Annotated in this window: 21 protein-coding genes; 14 read left to right on the forward strand and 7 right to left on the reverse strand. The window is 68.4% G+C overall.

Translation table 11 applies throughout. The features are described from left to right. Positions 1-48: 48 nt before the first annotated feature. A complete protein-coding gene (locus FZ983_RS07030) occupies positions 49-1,623 on the forward strand; it encodes a response regulator (protein WP_149222845.1) in 1,575 nt (524 codons plus the stop codon). 30 nt (positions 1,624-1,653) lie between these two features. On the opposite strand, the gene dapB is transcribed toward FZ983_RS07030, so the two are convergent. Further along, positions 1,654-2,451 carry a 4-hydroxy-tetrahydrodipicolinate reductase gene (gene dapB, locus FZ983_RS07035; RefSeq protein ID WP_149222846.1) on the reverse strand — a complete coding sequence of 266 codons (798 nt, stop codon included), beginning with the start codon at positions 2,449-2,451 and terminating at the stop codon, positions 1,654-1,656. 75 nt (positions 2,452-2,526) lie between these two features. Continuing rightward, a complete protein-coding gene (znuA, locus tag FZ983_RS07040; protein WP_149222847.1) occupies positions 2,527-3,492 on the reverse strand; it encodes a zinc ABC transporter substrate-binding protein ZnuA in 966 nt (321 codons plus the stop codon). An 89-nt stretch (positions 3,493-3,581) separates the two neighbouring features. On the opposite strand from znuA, the gene znuC reads away from it, so the two are divergent. Next, a complete protein-coding gene (gene znuC / locus FZ983_RS07045) occupies positions 3,582-4,382 on the forward strand; it encodes a zinc ABC transporter ATP-binding protein ZnuC (protein WP_211102873.1) in 801 nt (266 codons plus the stop codon). Beyond that, positions 4,375-5,160 (forward strand): zinc ABC transporter permease subunit ZnuB, encoded by a 786-nt coding sequence (gene znuB / locus FZ983_RS07050; RefSeq protein WP_149222848.1) that lies wholly within the window; start codon positions 4,375-4,377, stop codon positions 5,158-5,160. Before znuC ends, znuB begins: the two co-directional genes overlap by 8 nt. 311 nt (positions 5,161-5,471) lie before the next feature. Here the strand turns inward: znuB and FZ983_RS07055 are convergent, their stop codons facing one another. Both FZ983_RS07055 and FZ983_RS07060 read right to left on the reverse strand, forming a co-directional pair. Continuing rightward, positions 5,472-8,084, reverse strand: coding sequence for a DNA translocase FtsK (locus tag FZ983_RS07055; RefSeq protein ID WP_149222849.1), 2,613 nt, complete (start codon positions 8,082-8,084; stop codon positions 5,472-5,474). A gap of 69 nt (positions 8,085-8,153) precedes the next feature. Then, positions 8,154-9,410 carry an aminotransferase class I/II-fold pyridoxal phosphate-dependent enzyme gene (locus FZ983_RS07060; protein ID WP_149222850.1) on the reverse strand — a complete coding sequence of 419 codons (1,257 nt, stop codon included), beginning with the start codon at positions 9,408-9,410 and terminating at the stop codon, positions 8,154-8,156. Between the two features lie 258 nt (positions 9,411-9,668). On the opposite strand from FZ983_RS07060, the gene FZ983_RS07065 reads away from it, so the two are divergent. Then, entirely contained in the window at positions 9,669-10,232 is a 564-nt protein-coding gene (locus FZ983_RS07065; RefSeq protein ID WP_149222851.1) for a DUF2239 family protein, read from the forward strand. A 76-nt stretch (positions 10,233-10,308) separates the two neighbouring features. Here FZ983_RS07065 and glnK read toward each other — a convergent pair whose 3' ends face one another. Continuing rightward, positions 10,309-10,647: a P-II family nitrogen regulator gene (glnK, locus tag FZ983_RS07070; RefSeq protein ID WP_014189833.1), complete on the reverse strand. Its 339-nt coding sequence runs from the start codon at positions 10,645-10,647 to the stop codon at positions 10,309-10,311. Between the two features lie 397 nt (positions 10,648-11,044). Between glnK and FZ983_RS07075 the strand changes: the two genes are divergently transcribed. The 4 genes from FZ983_RS07075 to FZ983_RS07090 all read left to right on the forward strand — a co-directional run bounded on the left by FZ983_RS07075 (position 11,045) and on the right by FZ983_RS07090 (position 14,593). Continuing rightward, on the forward strand, positions 11,045-12,328 hold the full coding sequence (locus FZ983_RS07075) for a UbiH/UbiF/VisC/COQ6 family ubiquinone biosynthesis hydroxylase (RefSeq protein WP_149222852.1): 1,284 nt from the start codon (positions 11,045-11,047) through the stop codon (positions 12,326-12,328). 116 nt (positions 12,329-12,444) lie between these two features. Continuing rightward, the gene (locus FZ983_RS07080) at positions 12,445-13,134 is read left to right on the forward strand and encodes an outer membrane lipoprotein carrier protein LolA (RefSeq protein WP_149222853.1); all 690 of its coding nucleotides are present in this window, start codon (positions 12,445-12,447) and stop codon (positions 13,132-13,134) included. Positions 13,135-13,221: 87 nt separating this feature from the next. After that, the gene (locus FZ983_RS07085; RefSeq protein WP_149222854.1) at positions 13,222-13,851 is read left to right on the forward strand and encodes an HdeD family acid-resistance protein; all 630 of its coding nucleotides are present in this window, start codon (positions 13,222-13,224) and stop codon (positions 13,849-13,851) included. Between the two features lie 79 nt (positions 13,852-13,930). Beyond that, positions 13,931-14,593 carry a DedA family protein gene (locus FZ983_RS07090; protein ID WP_149222855.1) on the forward strand — a complete coding sequence of 221 codons (663 nt, stop codon included), beginning with the start codon at positions 13,931-13,933 and terminating at the stop codon, positions 14,591-14,593. 19 nt (positions 14,594-14,612) lie between these two features. Here FZ983_RS07090 and FZ983_RS07095 read toward each other — a convergent pair whose 3' ends face one another. Further along, positions 14,613-15,245, reverse strand: coding sequence for a LysE family transporter (locus tag FZ983_RS07095; protein ID WP_247883637.1), 633 nt, complete (start codon positions 15,243-15,245; stop codon positions 14,613-14,615). Positions 15,246-15,502: 257 nt separating this feature from the next. On the opposite strand from FZ983_RS07095, the gene FZ983_RS07100 reads away from it, so the two are divergent. Beyond that, positions 15,503-16,489 (forward strand): BMP family ABC transporter substrate-binding protein, encoded by a 987-nt coding sequence (locus tag FZ983_RS07100; RefSeq protein WP_149222857.1) that lies wholly within the window; start codon positions 15,503-15,505, stop codon positions 16,487-16,489. Positions 16,490-16,515: 26 nt separating this feature from the next. Next, positions 16,516-18,063, forward strand: coding sequence for an ABC transporter ATP-binding protein (locus tag FZ983_RS07105; RefSeq protein ID WP_149222858.1), 1,548 nt, complete (start codon positions 16,516-16,518; stop codon positions 18,061-18,063). 22 nt (positions 18,064-18,085) lie between these two features. Here the strand turns inward: FZ983_RS07105 and FZ983_RS07110 are convergent, their stop codons facing one another. After that, positions 18,086-18,334 carry a DUF2312 domain-containing protein gene (locus FZ983_RS07110; protein ID WP_012973951.1) on the reverse strand — a complete coding sequence of 83 codons (249 nt, stop codon included), beginning with the start codon at positions 18,332-18,334 and terminating at the stop codon, positions 18,086-18,088. Positions 18,335-18,721: 387 nt separating this feature from the next. Here FZ983_RS07110 and FZ983_RS07115 point away from each other — a divergent pair, with 387 nt between their 5' ends. The 4 genes from FZ983_RS07115 (at position 18,722) to FZ983_RS07130 (ending at position 22,112) form a co-directional block, all read left to right on the forward strand. After that, positions 18,722-19,870, forward strand: coding sequence for a Re/Si-specific NAD(P)(+) transhydrogenase subunit alpha (locus FZ983_RS07115; protein WP_149222859.1), 1,149 nt, complete (start codon positions 18,722-18,724; stop codon positions 19,868-19,870). A gap of 26 nt (positions 19,871-19,896) precedes the next feature. Further along, positions 19,897-20,313, forward strand: a complete 417-nt coding sequence (locus tag FZ983_RS07120; protein WP_149222860.1) for an NAD(P) transhydrogenase subunit alpha — start codon at positions 19,897-19,899, stop codon at positions 20,311-20,313. A 4-nt stretch (positions 20,314-20,317) separates the two neighbouring features. After that, on the forward strand, positions 20,318-21,712 hold the full coding sequence (locus FZ983_RS07125; protein WP_149222861.1) for an NAD(P)(+) transhydrogenase (Re/Si-specific) subunit beta: 1,395 nt from the start codon (positions 20,318-20,320) through the stop codon (positions 21,710-21,712). Positions 21,713-21,824: 112 nt separating this feature from the next. Next, positions 21,825-22,112, forward strand: a complete 288-nt coding sequence (locus FZ983_RS07130; protein WP_149222862.1) for a DUF1330 domain-containing protein — start codon at positions 21,825-21,827, stop codon at positions 22,110-22,112. Positions 22,113-22,228 lie beyond the last annotated feature (116 nt).

Genomic DNA, 22,228 nt, shown 5'->3' on the forward strand with positions numbered 1-22,228 from the left:
GTAACTTTCGTGAAACCGGCGGAAGCGAATCGATCCGCGGGGGCGGTGATGGTCGACGGCTGCAACAGGGGCGGGATGGCGGAAGAGGCTCGGCGGCAGCCCGTCGGGGATGTGTTGGAGTTCGCCGCCGAGACCGTCGATGCGGCCGATGTTCGACGAAATCCGCCCTGGCAGATCCTGATCGTCGACGACGACCACGAGGTCCACGCCATCACCCGCGTCGTCCTGGGTGAAATGACGTTCGAGGAGCGGCCGGTCCGCTTCCTGTCCGCCTACACCGCGCGGCAGGCGCGATCGCTGCTGGCCGAAAATCCGGGGATCGCCGCCATCCTGCTGGACGTGGTGATGGAGACCGACGATGCCGGGCTGAAGCTGGTCCGCCACATCCGCGAGGAGATGGGCAACCGGCAGATCCGCATCATCCTGCGCACCGGCCAGCCGGGGCAGGCGCCGGAGCGGCAGGTGATCGCCGCCTACGACATCAACGACTACAAGGCCAAGAGCGAACTGACGGCGCAGAAGCTCTACACCGCGACCGTCGCGGCCCTGCGCTCCTACCAGCACATCGCCACCATCGAACGCGGCCGGCAGGGGTTGGAGCGGGTGATGGAGGCCGCCGTCCATCTGGCCGGCCTGCGGTCGCGGTCCCAGTTCCTAGCCGGTCTGGTGGGGCGGGCGTCCGCTCTGGTGACCAACGCCACCACCGCCCTGCTGTGCGGGGCCGGGGAGAACGGCGGCGTGGCGATCCTCGCCGAAGCCGGGCTGCCGGCCGATCCGCCGGCGGAGGCCGTAGCCGACATCGCCGCCGCGCTGGCCGCCGCACCGGGCGATGGGCAGGTGCGATGGGGGGTGCGACACGGCGTGGCCGTCCTGCGCGGCCGCGATGCGGCTCCGCTGGCGCTTTGCCTGCTCGGCGGTCCGTTTGCCGAGGGCGACCGGCCGCTGCTGGAGCTGCTCTGCACCAAGGCAGCGGTGGGGCTGGACAATCTGCGGCTCTACGAGCGGCTGAACGAGGCGCAGGTCGCCACCGTCCATGCGCTCGGCAAGCTGGCGGAGTACAAGGACGAGGTTACCGGCGACCATGTGAAGCGGCTCGGCCGCTGGGCGACGGCAATCGCGCGCGAACTGCACGCCCGCGGCGACTTTCCGCAAGAGCTGGACGACTGGTTCTGCGACACCATCGGGCTGGCCAGCGTGCTGCACGACGTGGGCAAGGTCGGCATCCCCGACGCCATCCTGCGCAAGCCCGGCCGGCTGGACGAGGCGGAGATGGCGGTCATGCGCGACCACGCGTCCATCGGCGGCAGCATCCTGCGCGACGCCTGCGGGGGCGACCGGCGCGGCTACCTGTCGATGGGGGCGGAGATCGCCGAGAGCCATCACGAGAAGTTCGACGGCAGCGGCTATCCGCGTGGGTTGGTGGGCGACGCCATTCCGCTGGCCGGCCGCATCGTCGCCGTCGCCGACGTCTTCGATGCGCTGCTGCACCGCCGCCCCTACAAGAAGGCGTGGGACATCGCCGAGGTGCTGGACCTGCTGCGCGCCGAATCGGGCCGCCATTTCGACCCGCGGGTGGTCGACGCTTTCCTGGCCGTGCTGACGCGGGAAGGGGCGGGGGTGTAGGACCGCCGCCCCTTCACAAAGGGAGGAGGGTCAGAGGCCCAGCACGTCCCGCATGCTGTAGAGGCCCGGCGTCTTGTCCTGAGCCCACAGGGCGGCGCGGACGGCGCCCTTGGCGTAGATCTGGCGGCCGGAGGCCTTGTGGGTCAGTTCGATCCGCTCGCCCTCGCTGGCGAAGATCACCGTGTGGTCGCCGATGACGTCGCCGCCGCGCAGAGTGGCGAAGCCGATCTCGCCGCGCGGACGGGCGCCGGTGTGGCCGTCGCGGACCTTCTGCCAGACATCCTCCAGCCTGACCCCGCGCCCGGCCGCCGCGGCATGGCCGAGGCCCAGCGCGGTGCCCGACGGCGCGTCCACCTTGCGGCGGTGGTGCATCTCCAGAATGTCGATGTCGAAGTCGTCGTCCAGCGTGTGGGCGACCTGCTCCACCAGCGCCAGCAGCAGATTGACGCCCAGCGACATGTTCGGCGACTGGATGATGGCGGTGTGGGTGGCCGCGGTGGCGATGGCCGCCTGCTGCGACGGGTTCAGGCCCGTGGTGCCGACGACCAGCACGGTTTCCGATTGGGCGGCCAGGGCGGCGTGACGCTCCGTCGACTCCGGGCTGGTGAAGTCGATCACCGCGTCGGCCTCGGCGAACAGGGCGACCGGATCATCGATGGCGGTCACGCCCAGCGGGTCCAGCCCGGCCAGCACGCCCAGATCCTTGCCCAGCGCCGGACCGCCCACCCGCTCGGTCCCGCCGGCCAGCGTGCAGCCCGCGGTCGCCGCGATCTCGCGCACCAGCATCTGCCCCATGCGCCCCGCGCACCCGACGACACCGATCTTCATGACGCCAATCCCCTGTTCAGCTCTTCCGGCTGGGCTTCCCCGCCTTCAGCGGTTTAGCACAGGCCCGGCCGGGGCTTAAGCGCCAAGGCAACCGCGCAGCGATGCGGCGAGGTTGCGCAGCAGGGTAGGGTAGAGCGCCTCGCCCTCCGGCAACTCGGTGCCCTCGGGGTCGAGCACGCCGGTCTTGGCCTTGGTGCCCTCCACCACCGTCTGGACCAGGGCCGGTTCGAACTGTGGTTCGGCGAAGACGCAGGCCGCACCCAGCCCGCCGATCTTGGCGCGGATCGCCGACAGTCGCTTGGCGGACGGGCGGCGGTCCGGGCTGACGGTGATGGAACCGACCGCCGACAGGTCGTAGCGCGCCTCGAAATACTGGTAGGCGTCGTGAAACACGACGAAGGGCTTGTCCTTCACCGGCGCCAGCGCGGCCTTCAGCTCCGCATCCAGCGCGTCGAGCTGCTGCAGCGTGCGGTCGGCATTGGTGCGGTAGGCCTCCGCATCGGCAGGATCCTTGGCGGCAAGCGCCTCCGCCGCCGCCTTGACGATGGCGCGGGCGTTGGCGGGATCGAGCCAGATGTGGCTGTTCAGTTCCTCGTGCTCTTCGGCGTGGTCGTGGCCCTTATGGTCGTGTTTATGATCATGACCTCCCTTATGGCCATGGTCATGCGCCTCCCAGGCGCCGCCCTCGCGGGTTTCCAGCAGGGACAGGCCCTTCAGGTCCATCAGCGTCAGCAGCGTCGCCTTGGGCGCATTGGCCTTCAGCGGCTTTTCCAGGAAGCTCTCCAGTTCCGGCCCCACCCAGACCACCAGATCGGCGGCGGACAGTGCCTTCGCGTCCGACGGCTTCATCGTGTAGCTGTGCGGCGAGGCGCCGCCGCGCACCAGCAGAGCCGGCTCGCCCACCCCATGCATGACCGACGCGACCAGGGAGTGGATCGGTTTGATCGACACCACCACCTTCGGCACCTCGGCATGGGCCGGCAACGCGGCGGCTGCGGCAAGGGCTGCGGTCAGGGTGGCGGACAGCGCGAATCGGCGCATGGGAGGGATCCTCTCGACTTGCTGGACAGGCTGCTGGTTTCAGCGCATAGGGAAGCCACGTTCACTTTGGTGTCACGTTATAACGTAACATGTCAATACCTCACCCAAACCGGGATACCTCCGCGCTCTTCGCCGGCCCGCTCGCCTGGACCGAGGATCTGACCGTCCGTTTCGGCCGCCGCACCGTGCTGGACCGCGTCAACGTTGCCGTCCAGCCGGGGGAGGTGGTGACGCTGATCGGCCCCAACGGCGCCGGCAAGACGACGCTGGTGCGCGCGGTGCTGGGGCTGGTGGCGCCCGACGGCGGGCGGGTGCTGCGGCGCCCGAACCTGCGCATCGGCTACATGCCGCAGAAGCTGTCGGTGGATCAGACGCTGCCGCTGACCGTGCGGCGTTTCCTGGCGCTGTGGCGGCCGGTGGCCGCCGACCGGGTGGAGGCGGCGCTGGAGGAGGCCGGGGTGGCGCGGCTGGCCGACTCGGCGGTGCAGACCATCTCGGGCGGCGAGATGCAGCGGGTGCTGCTGGCCCGCGCCCTGCTGGGCGACCCCGACCTGCTGGTCCTGGACGAGCCCGATCAGGCGGTGGACGTCCATGGGCAGGCGGAGCTGTTCAACCGCATCGCCCAGGTGCGGCAGCGGCGCGGCTGCGGCGTGCTGCTGGTCAGCCACGACCTGCACACGGTGATGGCGCGCACCGATCGGGTGATCTGCCTGAACGGCCATGTCTGCTGTTCAGGCCGGCCGGAGGATGTCAGCCGCCACCCCGAATATCACGCCCTGTTCGGCGGCCATGCCGGCGACCTCGCCGTCTATGTCCATCACCACGACCACGCCCATGCCGAGGACGGCAAGGTCGTGCCCGACCATGACGGGGGCTGCTGCCATGGATGATTTCGTGATCCGCGCCCTGCTCGCCGGCGGCGGCATCGCCCTGCTGGCCGGGCCGCTGGGATCCTTCGTGGTGTGGCGGCGCATGGCCTATTTCGGCGACACGCTGGCCCATTCGGCCCTGCTGGGCGTGACGCTGGGCTTTCTGCTGGGCGTCAACCCGATGGTCGGGGTGATGGCGGTCTGCGTGGCGTTGGCGCTGGCGCTGGTGGCCTTGCAGCGGCGGCGCAACCTTGCGGCGGACACGCTTCTCGGCATCCTGTCGCATGGCTCGCTGTCGCTGGGGCTGGTGGCTTTGGCCTTCTTGGAGACGTTGCGCGTCGACCTGATGGCCTATCTGTTCGGCGACATCCTGTCGGTGACCGACGGCGACCTGATGGCGATCTATGGCGGTGGCGCGGTGGCGCTGACCGGGCTGGCGCTGCTGTGGCGCCGGCTGCTGGCGGTGACGGTGGACGAGGATCTGGCGCGGGTGGAGGGCATGCCGGTCGACGCCCTGCGGCTGGCCTTCATGCTGCTGATCGCGCTTGTGATCGCCATCGCCATGAAGATCGTCGGCATCCTGCTGATCACCTCGCTGCTGATCATCCCGGCCGCCGCCGCCCGCCGCTTCGCCCGCACGCCGGAGGGAATGGCGGCGCTGGCATCGATCCTGGGCGTCCTGGCGGTGGTCGCCGGACTGCTGGCGTCGCTGAACTGGGATTTGCCGGGCGGGCCGAGTGTCGTGGTGGCCGCTGCCGCCCTGTTTCTGCTGGGATCGCTGGTGCCGCTGCGGCGCTGAGGACGGCGTCCGCAATCAGGAAAAGAATACGGCCGTGTGGATTTCCCGTTTGCGGAGGTGTTCGCCTGCGCCATAGTCCGCCGGCGGACGCGATGGCGGAAGGGCCGCCATCGCCGCCGCACGAACGGAGGGCTTGAGGATGGAACGCTTCCTCACTCTCCTGATCCTGGTGCTGGAGATCGTCAAGCGGTTGCTTGACCTTCTGATGCACTAAGATCGGGCGGGCGGATCGGGGAATAGGAGTCCCCGGTCCGCCTACCCCCGATATTGGTGCGGCATCCCATCGCTGTCAACGGGCAGCCCGAAAACACTCATTCGTCGATGTTGCGGGCCAGGACTTCGCGCTTGCCGGAGTGGTTGGGCTTGCTGACAACCCCTTCGGTCTCCATCCGCTCGATCAGACGGGCGGCGGAGTTGTAGCCGATGCGCAGCTGGCGCTGGATGAAGCTGGTCGAGGCCTTGCGCTCGCGGCAGACCACCGCAACCGCCTTGTCGTAGAGGTCGTCGCCGGACCCGCCGCCGGTGCCGGTCAGGGCGCCGTCGTCGAAGGACTCCTCGCCCTCCTCGTCCTCCAGGATGGCGTCGACATAGTTGGGTTCGCCCTGCGCCTTCAGGAACTTGACGATCTGTTCGACCTCATGGTCGGAGACGAAGGGGCCGTGGACGCGGGTGATGCGGCCGCCGCCGGCCATATAGAGCATGTCGCCCTGGCCCAGCAGCTGTTCGGCGCCCTGTTCGCCCAGGATGGTGCGGCTGTCGATCTTGCTGGTGACCTGGAAGCTGATGCGGGTCGGGAAGTTGGCCTTGATGGTGCCGGTGATGACGTCGACCGACGGACGCTGCGTCGCCATGATCAGGTGGATGCCGGCGGCGCGCGCCATCTGGGCCAGACGCTGGATCGCCGCCTCGATGTCCTTGCCGGCGACCAGCATCAGGTCGGCCATCTCGTCGACGATCACGACGATGTAGGGCAATTCGGTGAGGTCGAGCGGCTGTTCCTCGAACAGCGGCTTGCCGGTGTCGGGGTCGAAACCGGTCTGGACGCGGCGGGTCAGCGACTCGCCGCCCTCGCGAGCCTCGCGCAGGCGGGCGTTGTAGCCCTCGATGTTGCGCACGCCCAGCTTGGACATGTTGCGGTAGCGGTCCTCCATCTCCCGCACCGTCCATTTCAGCGCGACCACCGCCTTCTTCGGATCGGTGACGACCGGCGTCAGCAGATGGGGGATGCCCTCATAGACGGACAGTTCCAGCATCTTGGGGTCGATCATGATGAAGCGGCAGCGCTCCGGCGGCAGCCGGTAGAGCAGCGACAGGATCATCGTGTTGATCGCCACCGACTTGCCCGAACCGGTGGTGCCGGCGACCAGCAGATGGGGGAAGCGGGCGAGGTCGGCGACCACCGGCTGGCCGCCGATGTCCTTGCCGAGCGCCAGCGCCAGCTTGCCGCCATGTTTGTCGAAGCCTTCCGCCGCCATCAGCTCGCGCAGCAGCACCGTCTCGCGCTTGGCGTTGGGCAGCTCGACGCCGATGACATTGCGGCCGGGCACCACGGCGACACGGACCGACACCGCGCTCATGGAACGGGCGATGTCGTCGGCCAGACCGATGACGCGGGACGATTTGGTGCCGGGGGCCGGTTCCAGTTCGTACAGGGTGACGACCGGACCGGGATGGACCTTCTGGATCTCGCCACGCACGCCGAAATCGCCCAGCACGCCTTCCAGTTGGCCGGCGTTGCGCTGAAGCGCCGCCTCGTCCAGCTGTTCGCCGCGGATGCCGGTGGGCGGCACCTGCAGCAGGTCGAGCGGCGGCAGCTCGTAACCCGGCGGCCCGTCTTCCTCGCCCAGCGGCAGGCGGTGCTGGAAGGTGCCGGCCTTGTCGCCCCTGCTCTCCGGCGCGGTGGTTTTCGGTGGGGTGACGATGGGTACCGGGCGCAGCGGCTTGTCGGCGGCGGACGGCGTGGCCGACGGCGGCACCGGCCCGGCGTTCAGGCCGCCGGGCGGCTGTGGGGGGACGCTCACGGCATCGTCGAAGCTGGGACCTTTGCGCTTGGGAGTCCCGTCGCCGCGCAAGGCGTCGTCCACGGCGATGGAGGCGGTCTGCACCGCGGCCTGCGCCGCGTTGCGGCCATGGCGGCGCAGTGCGTCCACACCGTTGCGGGCACCGTGGCGGATCAGATGGACGCCGTTCACGGTGCCGCGGCCGAGCGCGCGGAAGCTGGCGATCCATTCGCCGATCGTCAGGCCGGCCGCCAGGAACAGAACCAGCCCGCCGCCGACCGCGGCGACGGTCGCCACCATCGGTTCGGCCCCGAACAGATTGCCGACGCCGCGCAGCAGGATCTGGCCGATGCTGCCGCCGGGCAGCGGGGCGAGCGGATCGGTGGAGGCGTGGGTCAGGCCGGCCAGCGCGATCGACACCAGGATCACCCCCCACAGGGCCAGCACGGTGCGGAACAGCGGATTCCCCAGCTTGCGCTGGGCGCCGAGCCGCCAGCCCCAGAACATCGGCACCAGCGCGATGACGAAGGCGGCCCAGCCCAGCGACTGGATCAGCAGGTCAGCGACATAGGCGCCGGGAGGACCGAACAGGTTGTGGGTGTCCCCCGCCGTGGCGGGAACAGAGTTCAGCGAGGCGTCGCGCGGATCGTAGCTGCCCAGCAGCACCATCAGCAGCAGGCCGAACAGCCCCAGCACGAAGCCCATCGCCTCGCGCGCGCGGGCGACGACGAAGGCGCGCATGGCCGGGGAGAAGAAGGGCGGCTTTTCCTGCCGGCTGCGGCCGGCGCGCAGGCGGTCCTTCCCCGGATCCTTGGCTCCCAGGTCCTTGGCGCTGTCGCGGGGCGACCCCTTGCGCGGGCTGGGGGCGGTCCGTCCCAGGCTGGGCCGGGGGCGCGCGGAGGTGGGGCCGGCGGGTCGGGCCATGGGGCGGAAACCTCGTGCTGTAGAAACCGAAAAGGCGGGCTGGTCGGAGCCGGGAGGGCCCGGAACCGGTCAGCCGAGAATGCGGACGATGGCGGCGCAGGCCTGGGCGACGGTGTCGGTGTCCTGCACCAGGGCGACGCGGATGAAGGCGTCGCCGGGGTTCGGCTCGCCGGGGTTGTTGCGCGACAGGTAGGCGCCGGGCAGCACGCGGACGGCGCCCTCCGCCCACAGCCGCTTGGCCGCCTCCTCGCCGTTGCCGACCTCCAGCCACAGGAAGAAGCCACCGGCCGGCCGCTGATAGCCGTAGCGCCCGCCGAGTTCCGCCTCCGCCGCCGCGAACTTGGCGCGGTAGGCGGCGCGGTTCTCCTCCACATGCGCCTCATCGCGCCACAGCGCAGTGCTGGCGGCCAAAATCGGCAGCGGCATACCGGCACAGCCGTAGCTGCGCAGGCGGGAGAAGCGCCCGATCAGCGCCGGGTCGCCGGCGACGAAGCCGGAGCGCAGGCCGGCGGCGCTCGACCGCTTGGACAGCGAATGGAAAACCAGCAGGTTGGCCCAGGGCTTCCCATCCTCGTGCGGCAGGGAAGTCGCGACCTGCAGCGCGCCGGCCGGTGGGGCGTCAAGCCAGATCTCGGCATAGCATTCGTCGACCGCCAGCACAAAGCCGTATTGCCGTGCCAGCCCGATGGCTTTGGCCAGATAGGCCGGCGTGGCGGCGGCGCCCTGCGGGTTGGCGGGGGTGCAGAGGTAGAAGAGGGCGGTGCGCTCCAGCAATTCCGGCGTCAGCGCGTCGAGGTCGGGCAGGAAGCCGGTCTCGCGCGTCGCCGACAGGAACACCGGCTCCGCCCCCGCCATCACCGCGGCCCCCTCATAGGGCGCATAGAAGGGGTTGGGCATCAGAACCGCGGGCTGGCGCCCGGCCTTGCGCGTCGGCACCGCCAGCAGGGCCAGCATGAACAGGGCCTCGCGCGTGCCGGACAGCGGCAGGATGGAACTGTCGGCGTGCAGCAGCCCTGCCGGCAGGTCGTAGCGGCGGGTCAGCCAGTCGCCGGCCGCGGCGCGGAACTCCGGCGTGCCGCCGACCGGCGGATACTTGTTCCAGCCGGCGCCGTTGGCGCGCAGCGTCTCTTCGATGATGGCGGGCGGGGTGTGCTGCGGCTCGCCCACCGTCAGCAGGATGGGGGCGACGTTGGCGCGCGGGGTGATCGGTGCCAGCAGGTTGGACAGCCGGGTGAAGGGATAGTCGGTCAGCAGGTCGAGCCGATCGTTGCCGATCGCCTCGGTGAAGACTGCACCGCTGTTCACGCTGAAATCGGCAGAGACCATGACGACCGCAACCCTCTTCCCACCCTGGGTGCCACACCCCGGCCAGGGGCGACGGCCACGCCTTACGAGCGACCGATCCTATCGGCGGGGCACGGGGGGCACAAGCGCACAAAGCCCTTGATTGTGGCTGAGCGCGGCAGGTGGCCGAACGGTCACAGGGGGGTGGTCCCCCTTCCTGCGCCCACATTATACCCGGATGATATTGACTCCTGCATTCCACCCGGGTAAAACGCTGTCCTCACAACCGGAGTTCCGTCCATGTCCGTCACTGCCGAGACCCTCTGCACCGCTTTCCGTGGCGAACGACGCCTTGCCGCCGGGGATGCGCTGAGCGTCGCGCGGGCGTTGCGGGCGGCACTGGACGCGGAGCCGGATGGACCGCCGGTGCTGGTGTTTGACGATGCCACCGGAAAGGCGGTCGACCTCGATCTGCGGGGAAGCGATGAGGAGGTCGCGTGGCGTCTCGCTCCCCCGCCGCGGGGGCCGGGCCGGCCGAAGCTGGGGGTGGTGGCGCGGGAGGTGACGTTGCTGCCGCGTCATTGGGACTGGCTGAACGCCCAGCCGGGCGGGGCGTCGGTGGCGCTGCGCAAGCTGGTGGACGAGGCGCGCAAGGGCAACGAGGCTAAGGACCGCGTGCGCCATGCGCAGGAGGCCGCCTATCGCGTCATGCTGGAACTGGCCGGCGACCGGCCGGGCTATGAAGAGGCGGTTCGCGCGCTCTATGCCGCGGACCGCACGCGGTTCGATGCGTTGACGGCGGACTGGCCGGCCGACCAGTTGGGCTATGTCCGGACGCTGGCGGCGGATGCGTTCGCCGACTGAGAAAGCGGACAGGCGCGCAGACGCGCGCCCGTCATTGCCGGCAGCTTTGGGGCCGACAGCCTGGGGGCCGGCAGCCTTACAGCGCTTCGGAGTTGGTCTCGCCGGTGCGGATGCGCACGGCCTGGGCGATCTCCAGCACGAAGATCTTGCCGTCGCCGATACGGCCGGTGTTGGCGGCCTTCTGGATCGCCTCGACCACCTGTTCGTACTGGTCGTCGGACACCGCGACCTCGACCTTCACCTTGGGCAGGAAGCTCACGGAATATTCGGCGCCGCGGTAGATTTCCGTCTGGCCCTTCTGGCGGCCGAAGCCCTTGACCTCGCTGACGGTCAGGCCCTGGATCCCGAGCGACGTCAGCGCCTCGCGCACTTCGTCGAGCTTGAACGGCTTGATGATGGCCATAACCAGTTTCATGTGGCTTCCCCTTAAAGCGTTGTTCCGGCCGCGGATAAAGGCTGTGGCCGCCTCGTCGCGGTTCCGGTCCGGCCCGACAGCCGTTCCGTCCTCCCGCCGATGGCCCAAGCCTGTTCGCGTCGACCGTAAAAAGCAACGATTACAAGAATCGTGCCGGTTGAAATGCGCTGCAACGATGGGAATATGCCTGTTGATTGGGCGCTCAAAAGGGCGGCATCTGCCTATAAAATGCTCAGCGTCAATCTGTCCGGTGCATGGCGACCGCCGGCCGGGGACAGGAGACTGGACAGGACGCCCCCGTGCGACAATTGTTTCACCGCGCGCGGCACCGGCAAGGCTCACGTCCGGCCGGTCGACCGCAGTGCAGGCGCAAGAAGGCGAGAGGGCAGCGAGCATCATGGCCGTACCGGGCACCGAATCGGGCAACGCGACCGTCCCCCCCCAGGGAGGCGTCGGCGGCGACATCACCACCGAGGTCGTGGTGCTGGGCGGGGGTCTGGCCGGGCTGACCATGGCGGCGGCGCTGGCCAGCGCCGGCGTGCCGGTGGTCTGCATCGACCGGGACAGCCCGGAACGGATGGGCGGCCAGGGCTTCGACATCCGCACCACCGCCATCTCCTACGCCTCCAAGATGGTGCTGGAGGCGGCGGGCGTCTGGCGCCACATGGCCGATCAGGCCGGCCCGATGCTGGACATCCGCATCGCCGATCAGTTCTCGCCCCTGTTCATCCATTACGACCACACCGAACTGGCGATGGAGGGCAAGCACCAGCCCTTCGGCTGGATCCTGGACAACAAGGACATCCGCCACGCCCTGTTCACCCGCGCGGCCGAACTGCCGGGGCTGGTCCATCTGGCGCCGGCCATGGCGACGGCGGTGGAGCGCACGCGGTCCGGCGTGTCGGTCACGCTGGCCGACGGGCGCACGGTGCGCGGCCGGCTGCTGGTCGGCGCCGACGGGCGGCGGTCGCTGGCGCGCGAGAGCGCCGGAATCAGGGTGCGGCGCTGGTCCTACGATCAGAGTGCCATCATCTGCACCATCCGCCACACCGAGCCGAACAAGGGCATCGCGGTCGAGCATTTCCTGCCCAACGGCCCCTTCGCCGTGCTGCCGATGACGGACAACCGCTGTTCCATCGTGTGGAGCGAGAAGACGTCGCTGGTCGACACCTATCTCAATCTGCCCGACGACCAGTTCATCGACGAACTGCAGCGGCGCTCCGGCGGCTATCTGGGCGAGATCACGCTGCTGACCAAGCGCGAGGCCTGGCCGCTGTCGGTGCTGCTGGCCGACCGCTTCGTCGCTGACCGGCTGGCCCTGGTGGGGGAGGCGGCGCACGCCATCCACCCGATCGCCGGGCAGGGGCTGAACCTGGGCATGCGCGATGTCGCGGCATTGGCCGAGGTGGTGGTCGACGCCTATCGCCTCGGCCTAGACGTCGGCGGGCCGGAGGTGCTGGCCCGCTTCCAGCGCTGGCGCCGCTTCGACACCGTTCTGCTCGCGGCGGTGTGCGACGGGCTGGTCCACCTGTTCTCCAACAGCATCCCGCCCTTGAAGCTGGCGCGCAACCTGGGCATGGCGGCGATCAACCGTCTGCCGCCGGTCAAGCGCTTCTTCATGAAGCACGCCATGGGCGTGGTCGGCGACCTGCCGCGGATGATCCGGGGCCAGCCGCTTTGAGGAAGCCCCTTTGAAGCAGCCATTTTTCCGGCACCGCTAATCCTTGGCAGCGGGAGGCGGACGCCTTATGTCCGCCTCACTGCCCGATTAAGGAATACGGGCTCTTACGACCAAGGATGAAGACCGTGCTTCGCCGCCTCTTCCGCTCTCTGTTTCCTGGCGCTCTCCTGTCCGCCGCCCTCCTGGCTCCGCTGCCGGCCATGCTCGCTCCGTCCGCCGCTGTCGCCGCGCCGGCCGCGCCCGTGTCGCTGTCGGCGCAGGACCAAGCCGTCGTCGCCAAGGTGGAGGAGTATCTGAACGGCATCACCACCCTGCAGTCGAAGTTCCTGCAGGTGGCGCCCAACGGGCGGCAGGCGACCGGCACCTTCTATCTGTGGCGGCCGGGCCGGATGCGGCTGGAGTATGACCGGCCGCTGAAGGACTTCATCGTCGCCGACGGCAGCTTCGTCTTCTATTGGGACGGCGAGATGCGCCAGCAGTCGAGCGCTCCCATCGGGTCGACGCTGGCCGACTTCATCCTGCGCAAGAACATCCGCCTGTCGGGCGACGTGACCGTCACCGAGGTGTTCCAGGCCCCCGGCGTGATCGAGGTCAGCCTGTTGGAGACCAAGGACCCCGGCAAGGGCACCCTGACCCTGGTGTTCGAGGACCGTCCCTTCCAGCTGCGCAAGTGGCGGGTGCTGGACGCCCAGGGCATGACCACCGAGGTCGCCCTGCTGAACCCGCGCACCGACGTCACCTTCGACCGCGAGATGTTCTATTTCAAGGAGCCGGCGCGCGGATCGGACTTCGGCCGCGGCAACTGAGCGGTCCTGCATCCTCAATACCGGGCCGGCAACAAAACCCTTCGCCTCCTGTTGTCATTTCGCAAGACGGGCAGCGGGAGGCGTTTCATGTCCTACGATCCGGCACAGCGGGCGCCGCTTGAGCCTGCAGGCCGCCTGCACAGCGTGAACATGCTGCTGGCGCGCAACTGGTGGGCGCTGGCGCTGCGCGGCGCGGCGGCCATCCTGTTGGGGATCCTGGCGTTGATGATGCCCGGCGTGACGGTGGCCACACTGGCGCTGACCTTCGCCGCCTATCTGCTGCTGGACGGCGTCTTCGCCATCCTGGCCGGAATCCGCGCCTCGCGACACCATGAACGCTCGCTGCCCTTCATCCTGGAGGGCGTCGTCAGCCTGATCGCCGGCATCGTCGCCGCGCTGTGGCCGGCCGCCAGCCTGTTCGCCCTGGTCTTCCTGATCGCCGCCTGGTCGGTCATCACCGGCTTCGCCGAGGTGATGGGCGCCTGGCGCATGGACCGTACCCACGGCAAATGGGCCTGGGGCGTGGCCGGCGTGCTGTCGATCCTGTTCGGCCTCAGCATGTGGGTGCTGCCGGCGCTGGGCCTGCTGGCGCTTGCCTGGGGGGTGGCGGCCTATCTGATCGCGTTCGGCATGCTGGCGCTGGTGACCGCCTTCCGGCTGCGGCGCTGCCATCAGGAAAACAGCGGCTCCGGCGGCGGGATGGCGAAGGCGGCGTGAGGGGGGCGGGAACCGTCTGCCTCAGCCGGCCGTTTTCCCGATGCGGGTCATATCGACCGGTGGGGGAGGACGGAACGGAATGGATGGCGGATTGACGGACTGGCTGGTGCACACCATGCACCACCTCCACTATATCGGGATCTTCCTTCTGGTGGCGCTCGCGCGGATCTTTCCGCCGCTGCCGGCCGAGTCGGTGATTCCGCTGGCCGGGATCGGGGCGGCGACCGGCGAGTTCACGCTGGTCGGGGTCGCCATCGCCGGCGGGCTCGGCTCTCTGGCCGGGCAGCTGGTGTGGTTCCTGCCCAGCCGGATGATGGGCCGCGACCGGCTGGAGGCCTTCCTGAAGAAATACGGTCCCTGGCTGACCATCAACCCGAAGAAGGCGCGGCAGAGCACCGACTGGTTCGCCAGGCACGGCGGCATCGCCGTGCTGTTCTCGCAGCCGGTGCCGGGGGTGCGGACCCTGATCTCGATCCCGGCCGGGGCGTGCAGGATGTCGATCCTGAACTATTCGCTGGCCTCGGGCATCGGCTCGATCCTGTGGACGGCGCTGCTGGCCTGGACCGGCTACATGCTGTCCACTTGGCCCTTCGCCCACCGGCTGATCGGCTATTTCACCGTCGGGCTGCTGGTGGTGCTGGTCGGGCTCTATCTGTGGCGCCTGACCAAGCACCTGCATCTGCTGCGCAAGGGAACCGCGGCGCCGGACGCCCCTTCCGCCACGCCAACCGCAGGCTGCTGACAGGCGGCTTCTTATGGGCTCAGGCCATGCCGACGATGCCGGTCGCGGCCATGCCCAGCGCCCATAGACCGAAAACGCCGAGCGCCACGCCGGTGCAGTGGTTCAGCATGGTCAGCCCGCGGTCGGAGATGCGGTGGCGGACGGCGGCGACGCCCATCGACAGCGTCATCCACCACAGCGACGATCCGATGAAGACGCCCAGCACCAGGGTCGAGGCCTCCAGCCGGCCCAGCGTGCCGCCCAGCCCGAACCCGGCGAAGATGGCGATGAAGGCCATGATGGTCGCCGGGTTGGTCAGGGTCAGCGACAGCCCGGTCATGAAGCCGGTGAACCAGGATTTTGTGTCGGGGGCGGATGCCGCTTCCCGCTCTTCCGCGTCGGGCTGCTGGCGGAAGGTGCGGATCGCCACCACCAGCAGGAAGACGCCGCCGACCAGCTGGAAGGCCGTCTCGTGCCCGCGCAGGAAACTGAGCGCCGCCGACACGCCGAATGCGGCGATGGCGCCGTAGATGGTGTCAGCCACCGCGGCGCCGAATCCGGTGAAGAAGCCCATCAGGGGGCCGTGCTGCAGGGTGCGGCGGATGCACAGCAGACCGATCGGCCCCACGGGTGCGGCGATGGCGAATCCGAGAACGATTCCCTGCAAAAGCACCCAGACTTCATCCACCGAGCGTCGCCCCCGTACTTCCGTCACCAATTCCCGTGGTCGTTCCCGTGGCCGGCCGGCTGCGGCAATCCGCCACCGGTTCGGTGCAACGACTATCGGCGGGGGTGATAAACGCCCCCGTTCCCGTCGTCAACCGGGGGCGCCGCGATTCGCTGCACCGTATCGTCCGCTTTCCCTGTTGTGCGGAATGATGGCGCGGTTATCCTTTGGGTCAAGTTTCGGCTTTCCGGAGTGGGTGGGACATGAAGACGCGTATCCTTGCCGCCATGCTGGCGATGACGGCGATCACCGCGGTCGGCCCCCAGGCGCGGGCGCAGGACTTTTCGCCGGCCGTGGTGTTCGACCAGGGCGGCAAGTTCGACAAGTCCTTCAACGAAGCCGCCTACAACGGCGCCGAGCGCTTCAAGAAGGAGACCGGCACCGCCTATCGCGAGTTCGAGATCACGAACGAGGGGCAGCGCGAACAGGCCATGCGCACGCTGGTCCGCCGCGGCGCCTCGGTGATCGTCGCCGTCGGCTTCTCGCAGACCGCGGCGGTGGAGAAGGTGGCGAAAGAGTCGCCCAACACCAAGTTCTGCCTGATCGACGACAAGCTGGAGGCTCCCAACGTCCAGTCCGTGACCTTCAAGGAGGAGGAGGGCTCCTTCCTGGTCGGCATGGCGGCGGCCCTGGCGTCGAAGACCGGCAAGGTCGGCTTCATCGGCGGCATGGACATCCCGCTGATCCGCAACTTCCTGACCGGCTACGAACAGGGCGTGAAGCACGTCACGCCCGGCGCCGAGGTGTTCGTCAACATGACCGGCACCACCCCGGCCGCCTGGAACGATCCCGGCCGCGGGGCGGAGCTGGCCAAGAGCCAGTTCGGCCGCGGCGCTGATGTGGTCTTCGCCGCGGCGGGCGCCACCGGACTGGGCGTGATGCAGGCGGCGTCCGATGCCGGCAAGCTCGCCATCGGCGTCGACAGCAACCAGAACCACGTCCATCCCGGCAAGGTGCTGACCTCCATGGTCAAGCGGGTCGATGTCGTCGTCTATGACTGCATGAAGGCGGCGAAGGAGGGTAGCTGGAAGGCCGGCCACCGTGTCGTCGGCCTGAAGGAGGACGGCGTCGGCTATGCGCTGGACGAGCACAACCGCAAACTGATCACGCCGGAGATGGAAGCCAAGCTGGAGGAGGCCGAGAAGCAGATCATCGCCGGCTCGCTGGCGGTCAAGCCGTACAAGCCCTGATACACTCTCCGGGACCGGCTCCGTCGATGATGCAGGAAAATCCGTCGCCGGCCCGCTCCGGCATTGCCCTGGAAACGGTGGCGATCAACAAGTGGTTCGGCACCAACCATGCCAACCGCGACGTGTCGCTGTCCGTGCCGGCCGGAACGATCCATGGGGTGATCGGCGAGAACGGCGCCGGCAAGTCGACGATCATGAGCATCGTCTACGGCTATCTGCGCGCCGACGGCGGGGAGATCCGGGTGAACGGCAATCCTGCCGCCATCCGGACGCCGCGCGACGCGCTGGCCGCCGGTATCGGCATGGTCCACCAGCACTTCATGCTGGTCGATCCCTTCAGCGTGCTGGAGAACGTGCTGCTGGGGGCGGAAGGCGGGGTGACCCTGTCGGGCGGCCTCGCCCGCGCCCGGGCCGAACTGACCCGGCTGGCCCGCGACTATGGGCTGGAGGTCGATCTCGACAGCCCGGTCGGCGACCTGCCGGTCGGCGCCCAGCAGCGGGTGGAAATCCTCAAGGCGCTCTATCGCGGCGCCGACATCCTGATCCTGGACGAGCCGACCGGCGTGCTGACCCCGCAGGAGGCCGACCATCTGTTCCGCATCCTGCGGGCGCTGCGCCAGCAGGGCAAGACGGTCATCATCATCACCCACAAGCTCCGGGAAATCATGGAGCTGACCGACAACGTCACGGTGATGCGGCGCGGGCAGGTGGTCGCCAACGTCGCCACCCGCGACACCAGCCGGGAACAGCTGGCCGAACTGATGGTCGGCCGCAAGGTCCTGCTGCGCGTCGACAAGACGCCGGCCAATCCGGGGGCGGAGGTGCTGCGGGTCGAGGGACTGCGGGTGCGCGATCCCTCCGGCGTGGAGCGGGTGAAGGGCGTCGGCCTGTCGGTGCGTGCGGGCGAGATCGTCGGCATAGCCGGGGTATCCGGCAACGGCCAGTCCGAACTGCTGGAGGCGCTGGCCGGGATGCGGCCGATCGCCGGCGGCTCCGTCCGGCTGCGGGGGGAGGAGCTGGCCGGCCATGCCGACCGCTTCAACGCCCGCGCGCTGCGCGGACTCGGCGTCGGCCATGTGCCGGAGGACCGGCAGAAGGTCGGTCTCGTCACCGGATTCTCGGCGGAGGAATGCTCGATCCTGGGATTCCAGGACGATCCGGCCTGGAACGGGCGGGTGCTGCTGGACCGCGACGCCATCGCCGCCAACTGCGCCCGCCAGATGGAGGATTACGACACCAGGCCGCGCGACGGCTCGCTGGCGGCGGCCAATTTCTCCGGCGGCAACCAGCAGAAGATCGTGCTGGCGCGCGAGATCGAACGGAATCCCGACCTGCTTCTGGTCGGGCAACCCACCCGCGGCGTCGACATCGGCGCCATCGAGTTCATCCACCGCCGGCTGGTGGCCCTGCGCGACCAGGGCAAGGCCATCCTGCTGGTCTCGGTGGAACTGGACGAGATCCGCGCGCTGGCCGACCGCATCATCGTGATGTTCGACGGCCACATCGTCGGCGAGGTTCTGCCGAACGAGGCGGACGAGAAGACGCTGGGGCTGATGATGGCCGGCTGCAACTGACCGGCCGTCAACTCCCGGGTCGTTACTCCACCATCCCCAGCGCTTCCTTGTACAGTTCCAGGATGGCTTCCTGCTCCTGGCGGTCGGCCTTGTCCATCTTCCGCAGGCGGATGATCTGACGGATGATCTTGGTGTCGAAACCGGTGCCCTTCGCCTCGGCGTAGACTTCCTTGATGTCTTCCTGCAGGCCGCGCTTTTCCTCTTCGAGACGCTCGATGCGCTCGACGAAGGACTTCAGGCGATCAGCCGCGATGCCGCCGACGTCGGACATGGCAAAACCTCAAACGATGGGGGTGTTCTGGAACAGGGGCGGGACAATATCGGCGGGAGGGGGGATTGGCAAGCCGACGATGCGCCCCGCCCGGACGGGGCGGGGCTGCGCCTGCGTCATCACGTCGCGATTGTTCCTTCGTACACCCTGTATCACCGCACGGATTTGAACAGCCCGTGGCTGGTTTATCTTATTATCTGAAACAATCGTACGATGGGCTCACGTAGCCATTCCCTTTGTTGCGATGCACTGTATAGGCTGGTATTACCATCGAAGGGGTCCGGCTTCACAAAGTCACACGGATGCGGCATGTATGCCCGTCGTCTGGGCCGATGACCCATGGGGGATGCCGGGATCGGCGTATCTGAGGCAGGGGAGTCTTATCTAATGAAAGTCGCCATTCCAAAGGAGCGACGTGCGGGCGAACTTCGCGTGGCCGCCTCACCGGAGACGGTGAAGAAACTGAAGGGTTTGGGACTGGACGTGGTGGTGGAGAGCGGGGCCGGCCTCGGTTCCAGCCTTCCCGACGCGGCCTATGAGGCGGCGGGGGCCGCCATCGCCGCCGATGCCGCGTCCGCGCTGGCCGACGCCGACATCGTGCTGAAGGTGCAGCGGCCGCTGATCGCTGCCGAGGGCGGTGAGGACGAGCTGGCGCTGATGCGCCGGGGCACGCTGCTGTTCGCCATCCTCAACCCCTACAACAGCCGCGACCATGTGAAGGCCTACGCCGATGCCGGCGTGAACGCCTTCGCCATGGAGTTCATGCCGCGCATCACCCGCGCCCAGGTCATGGACGTGCTGTCCTCCCAGGCCAACCTCGCCGGCTACAAGGCCGTGGTGGATGCCGCCAGCGAGTACGGCCGCGCCTTCCCGATGATGATGACCGCTGCCGGCACCGTTCCGCCGGCCCGTGCCTTCATCATGGGCGTCGGCGTCGCCGGCCTGCAGGCCATCGCCACCGCCAAGCGCCTCGGCGCCATCGTCTCGGCGACCGACGTGCGCCCGGCGGTGAAGGAGCAGGTGCAGTCGCTGGGCGGCAGCTTCGTCGCGGTCGAGAACGAGGAGTTCAAACAGGCGGAGACCGCCGGCGGCTACGCCAAGGAGATGTCCGACGACTACAAGCGCCAGCAGGCAGCCTTGGTCGCCGAGCACATCAAGAAGCAGGACATCGTCATCACCACCGCGCTGATCCCCGGCCGCAAGGCGCCGATCCTGGTGACGGCGGAGCATGTGGCGTCGATGAAGCCGGGTTCGGTGATCATCGATCTGGCGGTGGAGCAGGGCGGCAACGTCGAGGGCGCCAAGCTGGGCGAGGTGGTGACCACGGCCAACGGCGTGAAGATCGTCGGCCATGCCAATTACGCCAGCCGCATCGCCGAGTCCGCGTCGCTGCTCTACGCCAAGAACCTGCTGGCGCTGCTGACCTCGCTGCACGGCAAGGAGACGGGCGTGGCCGTCAACTGGGACGACGAGATCGTCAAGGCCATCGCGCTGACCCGCGACGGCGCCGTCGTCCACCCCGCCTTCGCCGGCTGACCGGGCGCCTGAGGAGACTTATCGCAATGGACCAGACCCAACTGTCCGCCCGTATTGCCGAGCTCAAGGCGAACCTCGCGGCGCTGAGCCAGCAGGCCGACCAGCTGGCCGCCCAGGTCGCCCACACGGCGCAGCCCGTCACCGAGGCCGTCGGCCACGGCGACTTCTTCGTCACCGGCCTGACGGTGCTCGTGCTGGCCTGCTTCGTCGGCTACTACGTCGTCTGGCGCGTCACCCCGGCCCTGCACTCGCCGCTGATGGCCGTCACCAACGCCGTGTCCTCGGTCATCATCGTCGGCGCGCTGATCGCTGCCGGACCCGCAGGCTTTGGCTTCTCCAAGGTCCTGGGCTTCCTCGCCGTCATCCTGGCAAGCGTCAACATCTTCGGCGGCTTCCTCGTGACCCAGCGCATGCTCTCCATGTTCAAGAAGAAGGGCAAGTAAGACCATGGAAACCTTGTCGGCCCTTCTCTATCTTGTCGCTTCCATCTGCTTCGTCATGGCGCTGCGCGGGCTCTCCAGCCCGGAGACCTCGCGCCAGGGCAACATCTACGGCATGGTCGGCATGACCATCGCCATCCTGACCACGCTGGCCTCCCCCATCGTCCAGTCCTACTGGATGATCGTGCTCGGCATCGCCATCGGCGGCGCCATCGGCTATGTGGTGGCTAAGAAGATCGAGATGACGGCGCTGCCGCAGCTGGTCGCCGCCTTCCACTCGCTGGTCGGTTTGGCCGCCGTCTTCGTGGCGCTCGCCGCCTTCTACTCGCCGGAGGCCTACGGCATCGGCGTGGCCGGCGCCATCGCCAAGGGCTCGCTGGTCGAGATGGCGCTCGGCACCGCCATCGGCGCCATCACCTTCACCGGCTCGCTGGTCGCCTTCGCCAAGCTGCAGGGGCTGGTCACCGGCAAGCCGCTGGTCTTCCCGATGCAGCATCCGCTGAACGCGGCGCTGGGCGTGCTGACCGTCATCCTGATCATCTGGCTGGTGCAGTCGAACTCCTCGGCGGCGATGTGGCTGATCGTGCTGGTGGCGCTGGCTCTCGGCTTCCTGCTGATCCTGCCGATCGGCGGCGCCGACATGCCGGTGGTGATCTCGATGCTGAACAGCTATTCCGGCTGGGCGGCCTGCGGCATCGGCTTCACCCTGCAGAACAACCTGCTGATAATCACCGGTGCGCTGGTGGGTTCCTCGGGCGCGATCCTGTCCTACATCATGTGCAAGGGCATGAACCGCTCGATCTTCAACGTCATCCTCGGCGGCTTCGGCGGCGAGAGTGCCGCTGCCGGCGGTGAGGCCAAGGGGCCGCAGGGCAGCGTCAAGGCCGGCTCGGCCGAGGACGCCGCCTACATCATGAAGAACGCCCAGTCGGTGATCGTGGTGCCCGGCTACGGCATGGCGGTGGCGCAAGCCCAGCATGCCCTGCGCGAGATGTCCGACGCGCTGAAGCATGAAGGCGTGGACGTGAAGTACGCCATCCACCCGGTGGCGGGCCGCATGCCCGGCCACATGAACGTGCTGCTGGCCGAAGCGAACGTGCCCTACGACGAGGTGTTCGAGCTGGAGGACATCAACCGCGACTTCGGCACGGCGGATGTCGCCTTCGTCATCGGCGCCAACGACGTGACCAACCCGGCGGCCAAGACCGACCCGACCAGCCCGATCTACGGCATGCCGATCCTGGACGTGGAGAAGGCCAAGACGGTGTTCTTCATCAAGCGCGGCATGGCGGCGGGTTATGCCGGCGTGGAGAACGAGCTGTTCTTCCGCCCCAACACCATGATGCTGTTCGGCGACGCCAAGAAGGTCACCGAAGAGGTGGTGAAGGCGATGGAAGCCTGATCGGCATCCATCTGCGGTTGACCGGAACCAGTTGACCATGAAGGGCGCGGGGGCGAAGCTTCCCGCGCCCTTTTCTTTGGGCCGAAAAAAGACAAGAGAGGATGCGGAAACCATGGCCGCCTACATCATCGCCGACGTGCGCGTGACCGACCCGGTCGCCTATGAGGTCTACAAATCGCTGACCCCCGATGCGATCGCCAAAAATGGCGGGCGTTTCCTCAGCCGCGGCGGCGAGACGGCGGTGCTGGAAGGCAACTGGCAGCCCAATCGCATCGTCATCCTGGAATTTCCCGACATGGCGACGGCCAAGGCCTTCTACGACAGCCCGGAATACCGCAAGGCGCGCGAGGCCCGGCGCGATGCCGCCGACTTCAAGATGATCGTGGTGGAGGGGCTGTAAAGCGCCGGGGACCATCAGCGTCCGTTTGGACCCGCAGCGCGGTGGCGAGCCTGATGATGGTTTCCCGCGCTTCCCCGGCGGACCCGGACTCAGAAACAACATTGTTTCCATGTGCT

Source organism: Azospirillum sp. B21, from assembly GCF_008364825.1.
GTDB lineage: Bacteria > Pseudomonadota > Alphaproteobacteria > Azospirillales > Azospirillaceae > Azospirillum.

Coding starts and splice junctions, on each gene's coding strand:
- FZ983_RS07030 (WP_149222845.1), top strand. CDS start 49: ATGGTCGACGGCTGCAACAGGGGCGGGATGGCGGAAGAGGCTCGGCGG.
- dapB (WP_149222846.1), bottom strand. CDS start 2,451: ATGAAGATCGGTGTCGTCGGGTGCGCGGGGCGCATGGGGCAGATGCTG.
- znuA (WP_149222847.1), bottom strand. CDS start 3,492: ATGCGCCGATTCGCGCTGTCCGCCACCCTGACCGCAGCCCTTGCCGCA.
- znuC (WP_211102873.1), top strand. CDS start 3,582: ATGTCAATACCTCACCCAAACCGGGATACCTCCGCGCTCTTCGCCGGC.
- znuB (WP_149222848.1), top strand. CDS start 4,375: ATGGATGATTTCGTGATCCGCGCCCTGCTCGCCGGCGGCGGCATCGCC.
- FZ983_RS07055 (WP_149222849.1), bottom strand. CDS start 8,084: ATGGCCCGACCCGCCGGCCCCACCTCCGCGCGCCCCCGGCCCAGCCTG.
- FZ983_RS07060 (WP_149222850.1), bottom strand. CDS start 9,410: ATGGTCTCTGCCGATTTCAGCGTGAACAGCGGTGCAGTCTTCACCGAG.
- FZ983_RS07065 (WP_149222851.1), top strand. CDS start 9,669: ATGTCCGTCACTGCCGAGACCCTCTGCACCGCTTTCCGTGGCGAACGA.
- glnK (WP_014189833.1), bottom strand. CDS start 10,647: ATGAAACTGGTTATGGCCATCATCAAGCCGTTCAAGCTCGACGAAGTG.
- FZ983_RS07075 (WP_149222852.1), top strand. CDS start 11,045: ATGGCCGTACCGGGCACCGAATCGGGCAACGCGACCGTCCCCCCCCAG.
- FZ983_RS07080 (WP_149222853.1), top strand. CDS start 12,445: ATGAAGACCGTGCTTCGCCGCCTCTTCCGCTCTCTGTTTCCTGGCGCT.
- FZ983_RS07085 (WP_149222854.1), top strand. CDS start 13,222: ATGTCCTACGATCCGGCACAGCGGGCGCCGCTTGAGCCTGCAGGCCGC.
- FZ983_RS07090 (WP_149222855.1), top strand. CDS start 13,931: ATGGATGGCGGATTGACGGACTGGCTGGTGCACACCATGCACCACCTC.
- FZ983_RS07100 (WP_149222857.1), top strand. CDS start 15,503: ATGAAGACGCGTATCCTTGCCGCCATGCTGGCGATGACGGCGATCACC.
- FZ983_RS07105 (WP_149222858.1), top strand. CDS start 16,516: ATGATGCAGGAAAATCCGTCGCCGGCCCGCTCCGGCATTGCCCTGGAA.
- FZ983_RS07110 (WP_012973951.1), bottom strand. CDS start 18,334: ATGTCCGACGTCGGCGGCATCGCGGCTGATCGCCTGAAGTCCTTCGTC.
- FZ983_RS07115 (WP_149222859.1), top strand. CDS start 18,722: ATGAAAGTCGCCATTCCAAAGGAGCGACGTGCGGGCGAACTTCGCGTG.
- FZ983_RS07120 (WP_149222860.1), top strand. CDS start 19,897: ATGGACCAGACCCAACTGTCCGCCCGTATTGCCGAGCTCAAGGCGAAC.
- FZ983_RS07125 (WP_149222861.1), top strand. CDS start 20,318: ATGGAAACCTTGTCGGCCCTTCTCTATCTTGTCGCTTCCATCTGCTTC.
- FZ983_RS07130 (WP_149222862.1), top strand. CDS start 21,825: ATGGCCGCCTACATCATCGCCGACGTGCGCGTGACCGACCCGGTCGCC.